Below are 17,963 nucleotides of genomic sequence, written 5' to 3' on the forward strand. Positions count from 1 at the left end.
GCGATTGTAGAAAGCATATATGAATAAATAGATAGAAGTTACGTCGGAGTTTATAGTTTTTATGTCTTAAAATAAGTATCTTTAAGAAAACAAGCCTTTTTACTTGAAGGATAAGTTAGGTATCCTCGAAAAATTAAATCATTTATTTAAATTTAATATAGCGTGGTCTATTTTAGTTTTGAGCTCGTATATATAGTAGTACAAACCATCGTAGGAGGGAAAAGCATGAGGAAACGATCGCATTGGATTCATATTGGCGTATTCAGTCTAACACTCATATTATTAACTGGTTGTGGTGTATTTCAAGGAGAGCAAACGTTAGAGGAGATGGATTCTCCTCCTGAAGAGGCAAGTTATACAGATGATTTAGATGGAGTTCCTGAGGAAGGTACAGAATCTGAAGAAGGCACAGAAGTAGAGGAAACAGAAACAGAAGAAAGTCTGGAAACAGTAGCAGAAACAGAGACAATTCAGAGAGAGCTATATCTACTAGATTCTAATGGTATGGTGGTCTCACAAGTGTTAGAGCTACCTAAAAGAGAATCTAACGAGGTAGCAACTCAGGCTCTTGAATATTTGGTTAAAGGTGGCCCAGTAACAAATATCTTGCCGAATGGCTTTGAGGCTGTGCTTCCAGCAGGTACTCAGATATTAGGTTTGAACTTAAAAGAAGATGGTACATTGGTTGTAGATGTTTCAAAAGAGTTTGCTGAGTATCGACCAGAGGATGAACAAAGAATTATTCAAGCAATGACTTTCACACTTACACAGTTTGAAAATGTAGAAAAAATAAATCTTTGGATCAATGGCTATGAACAAAAAGAGATGCCTGTAAATGGAACACCTATTTCAGAAGGATATTCCCGTGCAAACGGTATTAACATCTATCACGGGGATACAGTTGATTTAATGGATAGTAAAGCGGTAACGCTTTACTATCCGGCTCAACACAATGAAAACTTTTATCACGTTCCAGTAACCCAACATATTGAGATGAAAAATGATGATTTATATCAATCCATTGTACAAGCATTAATTGAAGGACCTTCTTATGAACTTGATTTGTTAAACGTATTCAATAATGGTGCGACCTTAGTGGAAAATCCGAACTATAAGGATGGAGTACTCACACTTAAATTCAATGAAAATATTTTAAATAGTGTAGCTGAAGGCTCCATTTCAGATGAGGTAATGGAAACGCTAGTCTTAACTTTAACAGATCAACCAGGGGTTGATGCCGTCAGTGTTGGAGTTGAAAATATGCAACAAGTATTTAATGAAAGCGGAGTACCTTATTCTGAGCCAGTTACTAGAGATACCTTTGTACCTACAGAAAGTCTATAAGATTCGGGAGCTGGTTAGTGCCAGCTCCTTTTTTCATTTTCAAGGGTTAAGTTTATTAAATTTGGTGGTTTAAATGAAGGTATGAACTTATATTATTTGGCAAAAATATGTTACGATTGAATCGGTAATATAAGGAGGAAAATTAATGAGAAGTAGTGAGCGAGAAGTAAATCAACTAAGACCAATAAAAATTGAGACCGAATATACAAAGCATCCAGAAGGCTCTGTTTTAATTTCTGTGGGTGAAACGAGAGTAATTTGTAATGCTAGTATAGAGGACCGTGTTCCTCCTTTTATGAGAGGATCAGGAAAGGGTTGGATTACTGCGGAATATTCAATGCTTCCTAGAGCAACAGAACAAAGAAATATTCGTGAATCATCTAAAGGAAAAGTATCGGGAAGAACAATGGAAATACAGCGATTAATCGGTCGCTCCCTGCGAGCTGTAGTAGACTTGGAAAAAATAGGTGAACGAACAGTTTGGGTTGATTGTGATGTTATTCAAGCAGATGGAGGTACTCGAACTGCATCAATAACAGGTGCTTTTGTCGCGGTCGTCCTTGCGTTTGGAAAGCTTCTAGATAAAAAGGCGATTAAGGAAATGCCGATTACAGATTTTCTTGGGGCTACTTCAGTTGGTGTTCTTCCAGATGGAACAGAAATATTAGACCTACAATATGAAGAAGACTCTCAAGCTAATGTAGATATGAATGTTGTTATGACCGGAGCAGGTGAATTTGTTGAAATTCAAGGAACAGGGGAAGAAGCAACTTTTACCTTTGAACAATTGAATACAATGCTCGAACTTGCAAATCATGGATTAAAAGAAATTTTTGAGATACAAAAAGAAGCTATTGGTGAGTGGGTAAATCAAATAGGATCTATAAACAAACAGTAGAATATCAACTGGAGGATAATCATGGAAAGGTTATTAATTGCTACCAAAAATGAAGGTAAAATTAAAGATTTCAGGCAGTTGTTTTCAAAATATGGGATAGAAATCCTCTCACTTTTAGATTTGGACTTTAACCAAGATATTGAGGAAACAGGTACAACATTTGAGGAAAATGCAGCAATTAAGGCTGAAACAATTGCCAAACAATTTCAAATACCTGTACTTGCTGACGATTCAGGCCTCGAAATTGATGCCTTAGATGGAAGACCTGGTATTTATTCTGCAAGATATGCAGGCGAAAAAAAAGACGATCAAGCTAATTTACATAAAGTTTTGAAAGAGTTAAAAGGAATTCCTAACAAAGATAGAACCGCTCGATTTGTATGTGTACTCGCTCTAGCAAGACCTAACATACAAACTATTTTTAAAAAGGGAACTTGTGAAGGGATTATAGGTGGATCACCAGTTGGTGAAAATGGATTTGGCTATGACCCTATTTTTTATCCATTAGGACATTCCGCAACAATGGCACAAATGACGCATAAGGAAAAAAATGAAATTAGCCATAGAAGTAATGCAATAAAACAGTTAGATGATTGGCTTAGTCTGGAATAGTAGAAAGGGGATATTATGCCTAAAGTTTTAATAATGAGTGACAGTCATGGTTTAGAAAAAGAAGTTAGTATGATTAAACAACGCCATATAAATGAAGTAGATCAAATGATACATTGTGGAGATTCAGAATTAGAAATGGACTCAGATGAACTTGATCACTTTATGAAAGTGGCAGGTAATTGTGATATGGATACTCGTTTTCCTAACGAACTAGATTTTGTTGTTGATGAGATAGGGTTCTTTGTAACCCATGGGCATTTATTTCAGGTGAAATCAACATTAATGCCCCTATCTTACCGAGCCGAAGAATTAGGAGCCCATGTTATTTGTTTTGGCCACTCACATATTGCTGGTGCTGAACAGTCGGGAAATCAACTATTTATAAATCCGGGTAGTATCCGATTACCTCGAGGAAGACAGGAAGGAACCTATGCAATACTTTCTTGGGAATCAAGGAAAAATATTTTAGTTGAATTTTTTGACATTAATGGTGAATTAGTTAATGATTTAGTATATAAAACCTCTCTTTGAAGGCTTTTAAACTAAGTGGAAGTATAAAGGAAACTTATTTTGAATGAGATTAACTTCAAAAATCATTGACAATGATATCTAGAATTAATATAATGAAACTTGTCTGTTAGGAGACTTCACGCTAAGTTTTTCTTTAAGATTAATCGTATGGTTAAGCTAATAGATGCAGGGACGTAGTGCGTGTATCATACAAAAGACTAGAAGTATTACGAGTGCGGGTGTAGTTTAGTGGTAAAACCTCAGCCTTCCAAGCTGATGTCGAGGGTTCAATTCCCTTCACCCGCTCCAATATTACTAGTTTCATTATATTTTCTAACCATGTCCCAGTAGCTTGCCACCAACATCTTTGAATTGCATCCATGTGCAGGCATGTACCGAAGCATTAATCATCCTGAAATAACTAGAAGATGCAGGTACACAAAACTAAAGAGTAATTACTAGTTTCATTATATTCTCTAACCATGTCCCAGTAGCTCAGCTGGATAGAGCAACGCCCTTCTAAGGCGTGGGTCGGGAGTTCGAATCTCTCCTGGGACATTACTGAACTGAACTAATAATAAAAGGGATCCAACATTGTTGGATCCCTTTTATTATAATTAAAAGACAGTACCTTTCTTTTGATTATCCCGTTCTTTTTAGGTAAGCTTTATTAAAGAATAATACATATGCAGAATAGGGAATGATAAATCTGAATACAAAAAAGGATAAAGTAATAATGTTTCCTAAATGGAAATCAACTCTCGAACAGGAGAGTATGAATGCCCTTAAGGAAAAAAGGTATGATGATGCCTTAACAAAATTGAATCAACTAATCGCTCATGATGTAGTCACACATGAAATTGTAATGGGTAAGTTAATCTGTTTGATGGAGATAGGAAACTATGATGAAGCAGAAGATTTATGCCATCAACTAATTTCCAATAATGATTCACATTTATTTGATTACATACATATTTATAGCACTCTGTTATTCCAACAAAGTAAATACGAAATGCTAATCGAAGAATTAGAAGAGGTATTTCAACGGACCGACATACCTAACTCGCTAAAACCCCAATTGAATCAGTTATATGAAATTAGCAAGAAGTTAAATATTGATAAGAAAGAAGAAGAGGCAACCCGGAATATTAAGAAACTAAAAACTGCTATACGAAAACAAGACTACCCTCAACAGTGGAGAATATTAAAAGACAGCCGAGAAGTTTCAGTAGATTCACACATAGAATATCTAAAGGAGTTGTTAGTAGACTTTAGTATTAATCCGATAATAAAGACTGCAGTCATTCAATGGTTGCAGGAACAAAAGATTAACGATCCTATCGAAGTTACCAAGTTTGAAACTGCTGAAACCGTTATACCATCGCAGTTAAATACATTGACTTCACATCCAATCACTATTCAAATAGAAGGGTATTTACATGAAATAGAACAAAACAATCCATCATTATTTGAATTAATCAAAAAACTGTTATATCGTTATCTGTACGTCAGATTTCCTATCATGCCTGCAGATGAAGAGCTAGTCCATATATCGGAAGCTTTAAAACTATTAGGGTATCAATACCTTCAGATGGAAACTAATATGGATATAGAAGATGAGGAAAAATTAAATAGTTATTTAATAGATATAATTACCTCAGAAAAAGAGTATTTTGAAATCGTAGGTGAATAAGCTCTTTGGAAATGGAAGAATGCACTCTTCTGAACGCGCATTGCAAATTGTTGAAAGCAATATGGATTATGTTATAATAAAGTGGTTGCAATTTGCGTTCCGCCTAAGTAGATAAATTTAAAAATCGAATGAACGTCAAAACGACATATTGAAATTATAGATTGTGGAGGGAAAACTATGTCAGTAAAATGGGAAAAACAAGAAGGTAATGAGGGAATTCTTACTGTTGAAGTAGGAGCAGAAGCATTCGATCAAGCGCTAGACCAAGCTTTTAAAAAGGTAGTTAAACAAGTTCAACTTCCGGGATTCCGAAAAGGTAAGGTACCTCGTGGATTGTTTGAACAGAGGTTTGGAGTTGAATCACTTTATCAGGACGCAGTAGATATTATCTTACCAGAACAATATACTAGTGCTGTAGAAGAAGCAGGAATTGAGCCTGTTGATCAACCTGAAGTAGATGTAGAGCAGATTGAAAAAGGTAAATCTTTAATTTTTACTGCCAAAGTAACTGTAAAACCAGAGGTAAAACTTGGTGATTATAAGGGGCTAGAGGTTGAAGAGGTAGAAACTGAAGTAACAGATGAAGATGTAGAGCATGAGTTAAAACATCAACAAGAGCATCAGGCAGAACTAGTCGTTAAAGAAGAAGGTTCAGTAGAAGACGGGGATACAGTTGTAATGGACTTTGAAGGATTTGTTGATGGAGTAGCATTTGAAGGCGGACAGGCGGAAAACCATCAATTAGAAATCGGATCAGGGTCATTTATTCCGGGATTTGAAGAACAACTAGTTGGTAAGGAAACAGGAGCAGAAACAGAAGTTGTGGTTACTTTCCCAGAAGAGTACCACGCGGAAGACTTAGCTGGAAAAGAAGCTACATTTAAAGTTAAGATTCATGAAGTGAAAGCTAAAGAATTGCCTGAGCTTGATGATGAGTTTGCTAAAGATGTCGACGAAGAAGTTGAGAGTCTTGAAGAATTAAAGAAAAAAACTAGAGAGCGTCTTGAAGAACAAAAAGCAAATGAAGCTGATAATAAAAAACGTGAATCTCTAATTGAGCAGGCTTCTAATAATGCAGAAGTTGAAATCCCAGAGGCAATGGTTTCAAGTGAATTGGATCGCATGCTTAAGGAATTTGAACAAAGACTTCAACAACAAGGTATGACAATGGATATGTATTTCCAATTCTCAGGCCAAGATGAAGATGCTTTAAAAGAGCAAATGAAAGAAGATGCTGGAAAGCGTGTAAAAACTAATTTAACGCTTGAAGCTATTATTCACGAAGAAAATGTAGAAGTTAGTGATGAAGATGTCAATAAAGAATTAGAGTCAATGGCTTCTATGTACCAAACAAATGTGGAGCAATTAACGCAAATGTTAGGTGGAAATACTGGCGCAATAAAAGAAGACCTTAAATTTAAGAAGGCTATTGATTTACTAGTTGAACATAGTAAATCAAAGTAATAACATACATTCAGCTAAATAGAATAATATAAAACAAGGCATGAAATATTCGTGCCTTGTTTTCTCTAAAATAAACAAGCTGTTTCATCATGGCCCACTAGTCGTTATTTAAACTAACAGTAATACATAGAATAATTTTTCGGTGACTCGATTAACTGTTCATTCAAATTAAACTACATATCATTTGACATTTCGTTAACTTATTACATAATTAGATGTACATTAAAAATTACCTTGCAAAACATAATCTTCTGTTTGAATTTTTAAAAAATGTGTGATTCCGTTTATTGTTGTAACCAGTTGGTAACACTTTCATTAAAGACGTTTATTAGATCGTTCGAAAGGTTTATTGCTTTTTAAACCTTTGATAATCTGATATTATGAGCTAAAGAAAGAATAAGAAAATTTCATATGATTTTTTCATATCATATAGATACTTATAACTCGAGGGGTGAAATAAATGTATAAGTTTAACGAAGAGAAAGGACAACTGAAATGTTCATTCTGTGGAAAAAGTCAGGACCAAGTTCGTAAATTAGTTGCTGGTCCAGGTGTATATATATGTGATGAGTGTATTGAACTTTGTACGGAAATTGTTGAAGAAGAGTTAGGTAATGAAGAAGAAGTTGAATTTAAAGATATTCCGAAGCCACAAGAAATTTGCGACATTCTGAATGACTATGTTATTGGTCAGGAAAAAGCCAAGAAAAACCTGTCCGTAGCGGTTTATAACCATTATAAACGGATTAATTCATCAAAGAGTTCTGATGAAGTTGAATTAGCTAAAAGTAATATCGCGATGATTGGGCCAACAGGTAGCGGTAAAACATTGTTAGCACAAACGCTGGCAAGAATATTGAATGTTCCATTCGCAATTGCTGATGCTACCTCATTAACTGAAGCAGGGTATGTCGGTGAAGATGTTGAGAACATCCTTCTGAAATTAATTCAGTCTGCGGACTATGATGTAGAGAAAGCAGAAAAAGGAATTATCTATATTGATGAAATTGACAAAGTTGCTCGTAAATCTGAGAACCCGTCAATTACTCGTGATGTTTCTGGTGAAGGTGTTCAACAGGCATTACTGAAAATTCTTGAAGGAACTGTTGCAAGTGTACCTCCACAAGGTGGTCGTAAACATCCTCATCAAGAATTCATTCAAATCGACACGACTAATGTATTATTTATTTGTGGCGGTGCCTTTGATGGTATTGAGCAAATCATTAAACGACGTCTAGGCAAAAAAGTTATTGGTTTCGGGTCAGAGGAATCCAACCAAGATCTGGGTAAAGGTGAACTACTTGCGAAGGTATTGCCTTAAGATTTACTTCGTTTTGGATTAATTCCAGAATTTATTGGCCGTCTACCAGTAATTGGTGCACTTGAGCCATTGGATGAATCGGCTCTAATTGAAATTTTGACAAAGCCAAAAAATGCTCTAGTGAAGCAATATCAAAAACTCTTCCAAATTGATAATGTGGAATTAGAATTTGAAGAAGATGCGCTAGTCGAAATTGCTAAAAAGGCAATTGAAAGAAATACTGGTGCTCGTGGTTTACGTTCGATTATAGAAAGTATCATGTTGGATGTTATGTTCGAACTACCTTCTCGTGATGATATTGAAAAGTGTATTATCACAAGAGAGACTGTTATGTTAGAAAATGGTCGTCCGAAGCTAGTATTGATTGATGGAACAGTTAAGGATGAAAATAAAGAATCACCAAAAGAAAGTGCGTAAGAATCAATAAAATTTATTGATTATTGGCATTTGATAATATGTCTTATGAAATCCCTTGTTATGTGTAACAAGGGATTTCTATATGAATGAATTAATTACGAAAATTTGTATACAAGATGAGTTTATTGTTTAGTCTGAGAGATTGCGGAAATACTAACAAGTATCAATTTGGTTTTGGAGGTACATCATGGAGCTTGTTAGTATTGTAGTAATCATCCAACTATTCTTTGGAATAGTAATAGGTCTGTATTTTTGGAATTTATTAAGAAATCAACGATCAAATAAAACCTCTATCGAAAAAGAATCACAGAAGGAAATGGAAAAGCTACGAGCAATGCGTTCTGTATCTCTAACAGCACCATTGTCAGAACGAATTAGACCCAAGGACTTATCTGAAGTAATCGGACAAGAAGACGGAATTCAAACTTTGCGAGCAGCATTATGTAACACAAACCCTCAACACGTCATTATATATGGGCCTCCTGGAATAGGGAAAACTGCTGCAGCCAGGTTAGTATTAGAAGAAGCCAAAAAAAACAAGAATTCACCTTTTAAATCAGCTTCACCTTTCATTGAATTGGATGCTACAACAGCAAGATTTGATGAAAGAGGCGTGGCAGACCCATTAATTGGTTCAGTTCATGACCCAATATATCAAGGTGCAGGAGCAATGGGGCAGGCTGGAATTCCTCAACCAAAACGCGGAGCGGTTTCTAACGCACATGGTGGAGTTTTATTTATTGATGAGATTGGAGAACTACATCCGATTCAAATGAATAAATTGCTAAAAGTACTAGAGGACAGAAAAGTAAACTATGAAAGTGCTTATTATAGTGAAGAAAACAAAAATATTCCCACACATATCCATCAAATTTTTAAAAATGGATTACCTGCTGATTTTCGGATGATAGGGGCAACAACAAGAATGCCTGAAGAAATTCCGCCAGCAATTCGTTCTAGATGCCTAGAAATCTTTTTTAGAGAATTAGAGCCAGAAGAGGTAATTCAGGTTGCAACTAGAGCAAGTGAAAAAGTAAATAGCAAAATAGAAGAAAAAGCATTGAAAGTCCTATCTATGTATGCCCGCAACGGAAGAGAAGCAGTTAATATTATCCAAATAGCTGCAAGTATATCAAAAAAAGAAAATAGAGAAATGATTTCGCAAGGCGATATAGAATGGGTTGTTGATTCAAGCCGACTCTCACCAAGACTTAAACCTTCTGTTTCAAAAATAAATAGAATCGGAAAAGTAAATGGATTGGCTGTCAGCGGACCTAGTACAGGATTTTTACTCGAAATAGAAATTATGATCTTGCCTACGCTTAGCAATGGGAAAATTACTATTACTGGAATTGCTGAAGAAGAAACGATAGGAAATCAATCTAAATCCATTAAAAGAAAAAGTATGGCCCGAGGATCAATAGAAAATGTAATTACATTGCTACGTTCTTTAGGGGTACCTGCTCACGAATATGACGTTCATGTTAACTTTCCTGGTGGCATTCCAGTTGATGGCCCCTCGGCAGGATTAGCGATGGCGATTGGAATTTATTCAAGTATTAATAAAATACCAATCAGGTATGATACTGCTATGACTGGAGAAATTAGTTTACATGGTGAAGTGAAGCCGATTGGTGGGGTTTTAACAAAAATTAGAGCAGCAAAGCAAGCAGGCGCCAAGCGGGTAATCATCCCGAAAGCTAATTATCAGGCTATTTGTGATAAAATAACTGGAATAGAGATATTTCCAGTAGAAACCTTTCGTGAAGCGTTACCACTTGCTATCGAGAAAATGGAGTATCGGAAAATTAAAGAAGATTACGAGTCTGAGCCTTCTACAAAATCCATTTAAACGCGTAAAGATTTACAAAGGATTCAGTTTTCATTAAACTTAGGAAAAGAAGCATCGAAAAGTTATACTTCATTTTATTTCTAATTACATTTAAGTGATAGGAATTATTTTGACAGAGTCGAATGCAAATATAAATGTAAAATTGCGGAGGTGCAACAAATGACAGAAACCAATAAAGTACAAATCCCCCTCCTTCCACTAAGAGGTATTTTAGTATTTCCATCTATGGTGTTACACCTAGATGTTGGCCGTGATAAATCGGTGAATGCACTAGAAAGAGCAATGATGGAGGATCATAATATCTTTTTAGCTGCCCAAAGAGAAAGTTCTGTTGATGAACCAGATGCAAAAGACATATACAGAATCGGAACAATGGCAAAAGTAAAGCAAATGCTCAAGTTACCCAATGGAACCATTAGAGTTCTTGTTGAAGGAATATATCGTGGTGAAATTATCCAATTCATAGAAGAAAAGGACCAATTTTTAGTAGAGGTACAAGAGTTTAAGGATGTTCATGGGACCAAAAACGAAGAAGATGCTTTAATGAGATCTCTATTAGAACAATTTGAACAGTACATAAAGGTATCTAAAAAGGTCAGTCAAGAAACGTTGGCTACAGTTGCTGATATCGAAGAACCAGGGCGACTTGCGGATATTATTACCTCTCATTTGTCCTTGAAAATTAAGGACAAGCAAGAGTTGTTGGAAACGGAGGATATTAAGAAACGCCTTCAACAGCTAATCAATTTTATTAGTAATGAAAGAGAAGTATTGAGTCTAGAAAGAAAGATTGGTCAACGTGTAAAGAAATCAATGGAAAAAACGCAAAAAGAGTATTATCTAAGGGAACAAATGAAGGCGATTCAAAAGGAGTTAGGGGACAAGGATGGTAAGACGGGTGAGGTTGCTCAACTTAAAGAAAAACTTGAGAAAGCTGATATGCCAGAAAGAATAATGAAGGTTGCAAATAAAGAACTTGATCGATATGAGAAAGTACCACAGAGTTCTGCTGAAAGCTCCGTGATTAGGAATTATATTGATTGGCTTGCTTCTCTTCCATGGTCGAAAGAAACAGAAGATAATTTAGACATTAATCATGCCGAAAAAATACTCGATGAAGACCACTACGGTCTAGAAAAAGTAAAAGAACGAGTATTGGAATACCTTGCTGTACAAAAATTAACTCAATCTTTGAAAGGTCCAATTCTATGTTTAGTAGGGCCACCAGGTGTCGGAAAAACCTCTTTAGCTAAATCTATTGCCCGGGCAATAAACCGGAATTTTGTTCGAGTGTCTCTTGGCGGTGTTAGAGATGAGGCTGAAATTAGAGGACACCGAAGAACATATGTAGGTGCAATGCCAGGTAGAATGATGCAAGGTATGAAAAAAGCTGAGACAATTAACCCTGTATTTTTACTAGATGAACTTGATAAAATGGCAAGTGACTTTCGCGGTGATCCGTCCTCAGCGATGCTCGAAGTTCTAGATCCAGAGCAAAATAATTCTTTCAGTGATCACTATATTGAAGAAACATACGATTTATCAAAGGTGATGTTTATTGCTACTGCCAATAATTTGGGGTCAATTCCTGGTCCTTTATTGGATCGAATGGAAGTAATTTCTATCGCAGGTTATACCGAGGTAGAGAAATTACACATTGCAAAGGACCATTTATTAACGAAACAAATAAAGGAAAATGGATTAACTAAAGGTCAATTACAATTACGAGATGATGCATTACTTAAATTAATTAGAATGTACACAAGGGAAGCTGGTGTCCGTGGGTTAGAGCGGCAATTAGCATCCATTTGTAGGAAAGCTGCAAAGACCATTGTATCTGATAATAAGAAGCGTGTAGTAATTACTGAAAAACAATTGGAAGCTATGCTTGGAAAACCAAGATTTCGTTACGGTATGATGGAAGAAGAAGATCAGGTTGGTGCTGCAACTGGACTTGCTTATACTGCAGCTGGTGGTGATACACTATCTATAGAGGTTTCTTTGTATCCGGGTAAGGGGAAATTAACATTAACCGGTAAACTTGGAGACGTTATGAAAGAGTCTGCTCAAGCTGCCTTTAGTTATATTAGATCTAGGGCGATGGAACTGAATATCGATCCTGATTTCCATGAAAAGAATGATATCCATATCCATGTTCCTGAGGGTGCAACACCTAAGGATGGTCCGTCGGCGGGGATAACAATGGCAACTGCTCTTGTTTCCGCTTTAACAGGACGTCCTGTTAGGAAAGAAGTTGGAATGACAGGCGAAATAACGTTGAGGGGTAGAGTGTTACCAATTGGTGGGTTAAAAGAGAAATCACTGAGTGCTCATCGAGCAGGAATAACTAAGATAATTATACCTGCTGATAATGAAAAAGACTTGGAGGATATACCGGAAAGTGTAAGAAACGACTTAACTTTTATTCCAGTTCAACACTTAGATCAAGTGTTAGAGCATGCGTTAGCGGGGGAAAAACATGAAAGTAACTAGTGCGGAAATAGTAATTAGTGCAGTATCGCAAAAGCAATATCCAAATGATCCATTATTACCAGAAATTGCACTGGCTGGCAGATCAAATGTCGGTAAGTCATCATTTATTAATAAGATGATTAATAGAAAGAATCTTGCAAGAACTTCTTCAAAACCGGGGAAAACTCAAACGTTAAACTTTTACAAAATTAACGACGTTTTCTATTTTGTTGATGTTCCAGGTTACGGTTACGCTAAGGTATCAAAGAAAGAACGTGAAGCATGGGGGAAGATGCTGGAGGAATATTTTGTTGAACGCAAAAATCTAAAGGCGGCTGCTCTGATTGTAGATATTCGACATGATCCCACTGCTGATGACATTACCATGTATAATTTTTTTAAGCACTATGAATTGCCTGTTGTTGTCATAGCAACTAAGCTAGATAAGGTTGCAAAAAACAAGCGAGAAAGTCATATGCGACGGACAATGAAAGTACTGGAATTGGAGGATGGGGATGTAGTAATCCCTTTTTCTTCTGAAACAGCTGAGGGTAAAGAAAAAGCTTGGAAAGCGATAGAACACTTTATTAACTGGAAAAAAGAAAACAACTAAATTTTTATCTGACTGCCATAATCCTAATAATAAAAAAAATAGCAACTGCAAAATCTGCAGTTGCTATTTTTTGTTAAATAACATGTATCCACCAACTACAATTAGAACGATGGGCCAAAAGTTTATGATTGAGGCTATAGCTTGATCAATCCAGTTAAACCAGCTAGGCTTATCGGGGACAAAAATTGCAAAAATGGATATAACTAGTAATATTAGGCCGGGAAACAATCCAGACTTAGATTTCTGAAAGCGAATAAAAAAAGCAATCGCAATAATTAAGGTGTAAATACCCCAATGATCAATCCAAAAAGAGTAGTGGTTCAGGCCATGAAAATGGATACCTAAACCAAGAATTATTGTTCCTGGGAATAAATTTTTGTAATCATTGGAAATATAACCATGAGATAAAAAAGCTACTCCAATAATTATCAGTAAACTTGGCCAGGAGTAGAAGTCTGTAAGTATTGGAAATTGAAGTTGTCGTAATAGGAAGTAGGCACCGATTCCTACAAGTAAAAATCCGATAAACACGTTTTGTCTTTTCATTTGCACCTCCATACATTATAATGATTATTAACTAGTAGCGATTTCTTGATTATATTAATTGATTATGATAAAGTACATAAAGATTAAATGACTAGAAGCACTTATATTCATTATATTATCATAGTTGTAAAATTATTTCACAATCTGTTCATATTTTAAAAAGAATTCATAGTCTGTTCATATTTAAGCAAGAAAATGAAACTAATTACATGTTACAATTGGACATGTTACAAATCTAGCTTGATGTTTTTTTTGGGGGTAGATATTATGCATATATTAGTGGTCGGTATAAACTATAGAACCACCCCTGTTGAAATTAGGGAGAAATTAACTTTTCAAGATGATAAAGTTGCAGAAGCAATGCAACATTTAAATAACCAAAAAAGTATTTTAGAAAATGTGATTATTTCTACATGCAACCGTACGGAAATCTATGCGGTCGTTGACCAGTTGCATACAGGACGGTATTACATTAAACAATTTTTAGCTAATTGGTTTAATATGGATAAGGAGGTTTTCTCTCCACACCTTGCCATATATGAAACTGATGGCGCAATTGAACACCTTTTTAGAGTAACTAGTGGACTGGACTCGATGGTAGTTGGTGAAACCCAAATTTTAGGTCAGATGAAACAAGCTTTTTTATTAGCCCAAAAAAGTGGAACTACCGGAACTGTTTATAATGAGTTATTTAAACAAGCAATTACTTTAGCGAAGCGTGCACATAAAGAAACTGAGATTGGTAACAACGCAGTTTCTGTTAGTTATGCAGCTGTAGAATTAGCTAAAAAAATATTTGGAGACCTGTTAAATAAACATGTGGTTATACTTGGTGCTGGTAAGATGGGTGAATTAGCTGCTAAGAATTTAAAAGGTTCCGGGGTAGAAAAAGTAACCGTAGTAAATCGGACATTGGAAAAGGCCCAAACCGTAGCTGAACAGTTTAACGGTGAAGCTAAATCAACAGAAGATTTAATTGATATTTTACGTGAAGCAGATATATTGATTAGCTCTACTGGTTCCAATGATTATGTGTTAACGAAAGATGTACTAGCACCTGTTCACAAACAAAGAAAGGGTCGCCCTCTTTTTCTTGTGGATATTGCTGTTCCAAGAGATCTTGATCCAAGACTTAGTGATCTAGAGAGTGTCTTTTTGTATGATATCGATGATTTACAGGGAATTGTCGACGCAAACCTAGCAGAACGTCAGCAAGCATCAGAAGAGATAGAAATTATGATTGAAGAAGAGATTGTCCTTTTCAAAGCATGGTTGCAGACTCTGGGAGTTGTACCTGTAATTTCAGCCCTAAGAGATCATGCTTTAACAATACAAGCAGAAACAATGGAGAGCATCGAAAGAAAAATGCCTAACCTAACGGACCGTGAGAGAAAAGTATTAAGCAAACATACAAAAAGTATAATAAATCAGTTGCTTAAGCAACCAATATTACAGGCAAAGGAATTAGCAGTAGAACCAAATGCTGATGAATCCCTGCAATTGTTTATGCGTATATTCGGCATAGAAGATATTGTAAAAGAAGAGCTAAGTAAACAGGATACAACTAAAATTATTAACTTCGAAAAAAGTAAAGAAGTGTCCTTATCTACATCTACTATTAAAAAAGTATCCACTCACTAATGAAAGGCTATTGTTATGCTTGAGATAAAATGGCTGTATGAACTCATCTTAATTATATATGGCACGAGTGTAGTTGGATATTTTATTGATTTTGTTCAACGTAACCGGAAGGCGAACACCACTGCCTTCTGGTTACTTAGCTTGGTTTGGATATTACAAACCCTTTTATTGCTATATCAAATTTTCGCTAAGATGAATTTTCCGGTGTTAAATGTTTATGATGGACTATACTTTTATGCCTGGATCTTGGTCACTTTTTCATTGTTAATTAATCGATTCTTTAAAATTGATTTTTTAGTGTTTTTTACTAATTTATTAGGATTTCTCATTATGTTATTGCACATAACTGCAAAGGTAGAAGGTAATGATGTGATAGGTGTTCAATTAGTCAGTGAATTGTTAATTGCACATATAGCACTTGCTTTAGTCTCATATGGTTTATTTACGCTCTCATTTATATTTTCTTTCATGTATTTATTGCAGTATCAACTGTTAAAAAAGAAGAAAGGTTATAAATGGCTGAAACGATTAGGAGACTTAAAGAGATTAGATGATTTAGCTTTTCTGTTTATAACTATTGCCACTCCAGCACTATTACTTTCTGTTATTTTAGGTGTTGTTTGGGCTTACTCTTCAGGCGCAGAGTTTTATTGGTATGATATTAAAACAATTGGTTCGTTTGTAGTCCTTTTTGTTTATGTTGTTTATTTGTTGTTGAGGTTGGGGAAGAATTATCAAGGAAGATCAATTGCACTATATAATACCGCGGCGTTCTTATTTTTACTAGTTAACTTTTTGCTGTTCAGTACACTATCAAGTTTTCACTTTTAACGACATCCCACCATTAGGAGGACATACAATATGAGAAAAATTGTGATTGGATCACGAAAAAGTAATTTAGCAATTACACAAACTGAATGGGTTATCGAACAACTTAAACAAGCTGGAGCACCCTATGAATTTGAAATTAAGAAGATTGTTACTAAAGGCGACAAAATTCTTGATGTTACTCTTTCAAAAGTTGGAGGTAAAGGGTTGTTTGTAAAAGAAATTGAGCAGGCTATGTATGATAAAGAAATAGATATGGCTGTTCATAGTATGAAGGATATGCCCGCAGAAGTTGCAAAAGGACTAACTATTGGTACTATTCCTGTAAGAGAGGACCATAGAGATGCTTTAGTATCTAATAACAATGTCCTACTTAAAGATTTGCCAAAAGGGTCAATTGTAGGTACAAGTAGTCTTAGACGTGGAGCTCAAGTATTAGCGGAACGCCCAGATCTAGAGATAAAATGGATCAGAGGTAACATTGAAACACGCTTAAGAAAATTAAAAGAAGAAAATTATGATGCTATTGTTCTTGCTGCTGCTGGATTAATACGTATGGGTTGGGGAGACGAGATAGTGACAGAGTATCTTGAACCAGAGATTTGTGTACCAGCTGTAGGTCAAGGAGCTTTGGCTATTGAATGTAGAGAAGATGATGCTGAACTAATTGAATTGTTGCAAAAAATTAGCGATGAAAAGACAACTCGAACAGTTACTGCAGAGCGTACCTTCTTGCACTTGCTTAATGGAGGGTGTCAAATCCCAATTGGTGGCTACGCCTATTTGGAGGGAAATGAAGTTGTTTTGACAGCTTTAGTAGCAACTTCTGACGGCAGTACTATTCTTAAGGAAGTAACTCGTGGAACAGATCCTGTATCGGTCGGAGAAGAAGCAGCAAATCGTCTTAAGGAACAAGGTGCACAGAAGATTGTTGATGATGCAAGAGAGGAGCTAGACCAGTAATGGCTAGCCCGTTAGCTGGAAAAAAGATCCTTGTTACACGAAGTGAGGATCAGGCTACAGCATTTATAGAAAAATTAAAAGAAGAGAGTGCAATTCCTTTAGTTGCACCTTTACTTAGCTTCAAGCCCAGAATACTGTATGAAAACAAGAAAATTTTCACTAAACTTCACGATTTCACATGGGTGTTTTTTACAAGTGCCAATGGCGTGAAGTTTTTTTTCAATCAATTGGACTATTGGGGTCTAAGCCATTCTGTCATAGATAAACTGAACACTGCAGTAGTAGGGAAAAAAACCAATGACATGCTACGTGAATTTGGATTTAAGGCAGATTTTCAACCGGAAAATTTTCAAGGGCGTCAAATGGTTCAAGAATTCCTTCAACAATATTCTCAAAAAGAAAGAATAATACTATTTAGTGGTAATCGCTCAAACGATGATATACCAAGAGAGTTAGAACAAAATCACGTATTTTTTCGAAAAATAGTCATTTATGATACGCTATTAAATGAAGAATCCAGGCAACAACTTCTTGAATACATAGAGAATGATATCCCTGATGCATACACATTCACGAGTCCTTCCACAATAGATGCCTTTCTTGAATTAACAAAAGTTCATGAGGAAAGAGTTAAGTCAATTAAAATGACAGGGCTCTGTGTTTGTATAGGAACTACTACAGAAAACAAAGCGATAGAAGAAGGGTTTAAGCATATACTTGTTCCTGATGTGTTCACAATTGAGGGAATGACTGTTGAACTAACTAATTACTTTTTGATGAAAGGATAAG

The 17,963-nt window shown here is 35.7% G+C and carries 14 protein-coding genes, 2 tRNA genes and 1 pseudogene; 16 read left to right on the forward strand and 1 reads right to left on the reverse strand.

What is annotated here, in order from left to right; translation table 11 throughout:
• The first annotated feature begins 225 nt into the window (after positions 1-225).
• The 12 genes and pseudogenes from GH741_RS09580 (at position 226) to yihA (ending at position 13,196) form a co-directional block, all read left to right on the forward strand.
• Positions 226-1,344 (forward strand): GerMN domain-containing protein, encoded by a 1,119-nt coding sequence (locus tag GH741_RS09580; protein WP_153736581.1) that lies wholly within the window; start codon positions 226-228, stop codon positions 1,342-1,344.
• A 145-nt stretch (positions 1,345-1,489) separates the two neighbouring features.
• A complete protein-coding gene (gene rph, locus GH741_RS09585) occupies positions 1,490-2,242 on the forward strand; it encodes a ribonuclease PH (RefSeq protein ID WP_153736582.1) in 753 nt (250 codons plus the stop codon).
• 21 nt (positions 2,243-2,263) lie between these two features.
• Positions 2,264-2,854, forward strand: coding sequence for an XTP/dITP diphosphatase (locus tag GH741_RS09590; protein WP_153736583.1), 591 nt, complete (start codon positions 2,264-2,266; stop codon positions 2,852-2,854).
• Positions 2,855-2,887: 33 nt separating this feature from the next.
• A complete protein-coding gene (locus GH741_RS09595; protein ID WP_338079335.1) occupies positions 2,888-3,385 on the forward strand; it encodes a YfcE family phosphodiesterase in 498 nt (165 codons plus the stop codon).
• A gap of 214 nt (positions 3,386-3,599) precedes the next feature.
• A tRNA-Gly gene (locus GH741_RS09600) sits at positions 3,600-3,673 on the forward strand.
• Between the two features lie 175 nt (positions 3,674-3,848).
• Positions 3,849-3,922 (forward strand) — tRNA-Arg (locus GH741_RS09605).
• Between the two features lie 178 nt (positions 3,923-4,100).
• Positions 4,101-5,057: a tetratricopeptide repeat protein gene (locus tag GH741_RS09610; protein WP_153736585.1), complete on the forward strand. Its 957-nt coding sequence runs from the start codon at positions 4,101-4,103 to the stop codon at positions 5,055-5,057.
• Between the two features lie 177 nt (positions 5,058-5,234).
• Positions 5,235-6,521: a trigger factor gene (gene tig, locus GH741_RS09615; protein ID WP_153736586.1), complete on the forward strand. Its 1,287-nt coding sequence runs from the start codon at positions 5,235-5,237 to the stop codon at positions 6,519-6,521.
• Positions 6,522-6,981: 460 nt separating this feature from the next.
• A pseudogene (gene clpX / locus GH741_RS09620) lies at positions 6,982-8,259 on the forward strand (ATP-dependent protease ATP-binding subunit ClpX).
• 187 nt (positions 8,260-8,446) lie between these two features.
• On the forward strand, positions 8,447-10,111 hold the full coding sequence (gene lonB, locus GH741_RS09625) for an ATP-dependent protease LonB (protein WP_153736587.1): 1,665 nt from the start codon (positions 8,447-8,449) through the stop codon (positions 10,109-10,111).
• A gap of 159 nt (positions 10,112-10,270) precedes the next feature.
• Complete coding sequence (lon, locus tag GH741_RS09630) at positions 10,271-12,604, forward strand: endopeptidase La (RefSeq protein WP_153736588.1); 2,334 nt, start codon at positions 10,271-10,273, stop codon at positions 12,602-12,604.
• Positions 12,591-13,196 carry a ribosome biogenesis GTP-binding protein YihA/YsxC gene (gene yihA, locus GH741_RS09635; protein ID WP_153736589.1) on the forward strand — a complete coding sequence of 202 codons (606 nt, stop codon included), beginning with the start codon at positions 12,591-12,593 and terminating at the stop codon, positions 13,194-13,196. The genes lon and yihA overlap by 14 nt, the downstream gene beginning before the upstream one ends.
• 63 nt (positions 13,197-13,259) lie before the next feature.
• On the opposite strand, the gene GH741_RS09640 is transcribed toward yihA, so the two are convergent.
• Positions 13,260-13,742, reverse strand: coding sequence for a LiaI-LiaF-like domain-containing protein (locus GH741_RS09640; protein WP_153736590.1), 483 nt, complete (start codon positions 13,740-13,742; stop codon positions 13,260-13,262).
• Positions 13,743-14,009: 267 nt separating this feature from the next.
• On the opposite strand from GH741_RS09640, the gene hemA reads away from it, so the two are divergent.
• From hemA to GH741_RS09660, 4 genes are read left to right on the forward strand one after another with little or no spacing between them, the layout of a single operon-like run.
• Positions 14,010-15,383: a glutamyl-tRNA reductase gene (hemA, locus tag GH741_RS09645; protein WP_153736591.1), complete on the forward strand. Its 1,374-nt coding sequence runs from the start codon at positions 14,010-14,012 to the stop codon at positions 15,381-15,383.
• 15 nt (positions 15,384-15,398) lie between these two features.
• Complete coding sequence (gene ccsA / locus GH741_RS09650; RefSeq protein WP_153736592.1) at positions 15,399-16,214, forward strand: cytochrome c biogenesis protein CcsA; 816 nt, start codon at positions 15,399-15,401, stop codon at positions 16,212-16,214.
• A 30-nt stretch (positions 16,215-16,244) separates the two neighbouring features.
• Positions 16,245-17,174, forward strand: a complete 930-nt coding sequence (gene hemC / locus GH741_RS09655; RefSeq protein WP_153736593.1) for a hydroxymethylbilane synthase — start codon at positions 16,245-16,247, stop codon at positions 17,172-17,174.
• Positions 17,174-17,962, forward strand: a complete 789-nt coding sequence (locus GH741_RS09660; RefSeq protein WP_153736594.1) for a uroporphyrinogen-III synthase — start codon at positions 17,174-17,176, stop codon at positions 17,960-17,962. The genes hemC and GH741_RS09660 overlap by 1 nt, the downstream gene beginning before the upstream one ends.
• Position 17,963: the final 1 nt, after the last annotated feature.

Source organism: Aquibacillus halophilus, from assembly GCF_009649745.1.
In the GTDB taxonomy this organism is placed as follows: Bacteria; Bacillota; Bacilli; order Bacillales; family Amphibacillaceae; genus Aquibacillus; species Aquibacillus halophilus.

What these genes read in the sequence shown, in the direction of transcription:
- GH741_RS09580 (WP_153736581.1), top strand. Translation starts at nt 226, where the DNA reads ATGAGGAAACGATCGCATTGGATTCATATTGGCGTATTCAGTCTAACA.
- rph (WP_153736582.1), top strand. Translation starts at nt 1,490, where the DNA reads ATGAGAAGTAGTGAGCGAGAAGTAAATCAACTAAGACCAATAAAAATT.
- GH741_RS09590 (WP_153736583.1), top strand. Translation starts at nt 2,264, where the DNA reads ATGGAAAGGTTATTAATTGCTACCAAAAATGAAGGTAAAATTAAAGAT.
- GH741_RS09595 (WP_338079335.1), top strand. Translation starts at nt 2,888, where the DNA reads ATGAGTGACAGTCATGGTTTAGAAAAAGAAGTTAGTATGATTAAACAA.
- GH741_RS09610 (WP_153736585.1), top strand. Translation starts at nt 4,101, where the DNA reads ATGTTTCCTAAATGGAAATCAACTCTCGAACAGGAGAGTATGAATGCC.
- tig (WP_153736586.1), top strand. Translation starts at nt 5,235, where the DNA reads ATGTCAGTAAAATGGGAAAAACAAGAAGGTAATGAGGGAATTCTTACT.
- lonB (WP_153736587.1), top strand. Translation starts at nt 8,447, where the DNA reads ATGGAGCTTGTTAGTATTGTAGTAATCATCCAACTATTCTTTGGAATA.
- lon (WP_153736588.1), top strand. Translation starts at nt 10,271, where the DNA reads ATGACAGAAACCAATAAAGTACAAATCCCCCTCCTTCCACTAAGAGGT.
- yihA (WP_153736589.1), top strand. Translation starts at nt 12,591, where the DNA reads ATGAAAGTAACTAGTGCGGAAATAGTAATTAGTGCAGTATCGCAAAAG.
- GH741_RS09640 (WP_153736590.1), bottom strand. Translation starts at nt 13,742, where the DNA reads ATGAAAAGACAAAACGTGTTTATCGGATTTTTACTTGTAGGAATCGGT.
- hemA (WP_153736591.1), top strand. Translation starts at nt 14,010, where the DNA reads ATGCATATATTAGTGGTCGGTATAAACTATAGAACCACCCCTGTTGAA.
- ccsA (WP_153736592.1), top strand. Translation starts at nt 15,399, where the DNA reads ATGCTTGAGATAAAATGGCTGTATGAACTCATCTTAATTATATATGGC.
- hemC (WP_153736593.1), top strand. Translation starts at nt 16,245, where the DNA reads ATGAGAAAAATTGTGATTGGATCACGAAAAAGTAATTTAGCAATTACA.
- GH741_RS09660 (WP_153736594.1), top strand. Translation starts at nt 17,174, where the DNA reads ATGGCTAGCCCGTTAGCTGGAAAAAAGATCCTTGTTACACGAAGTGAG.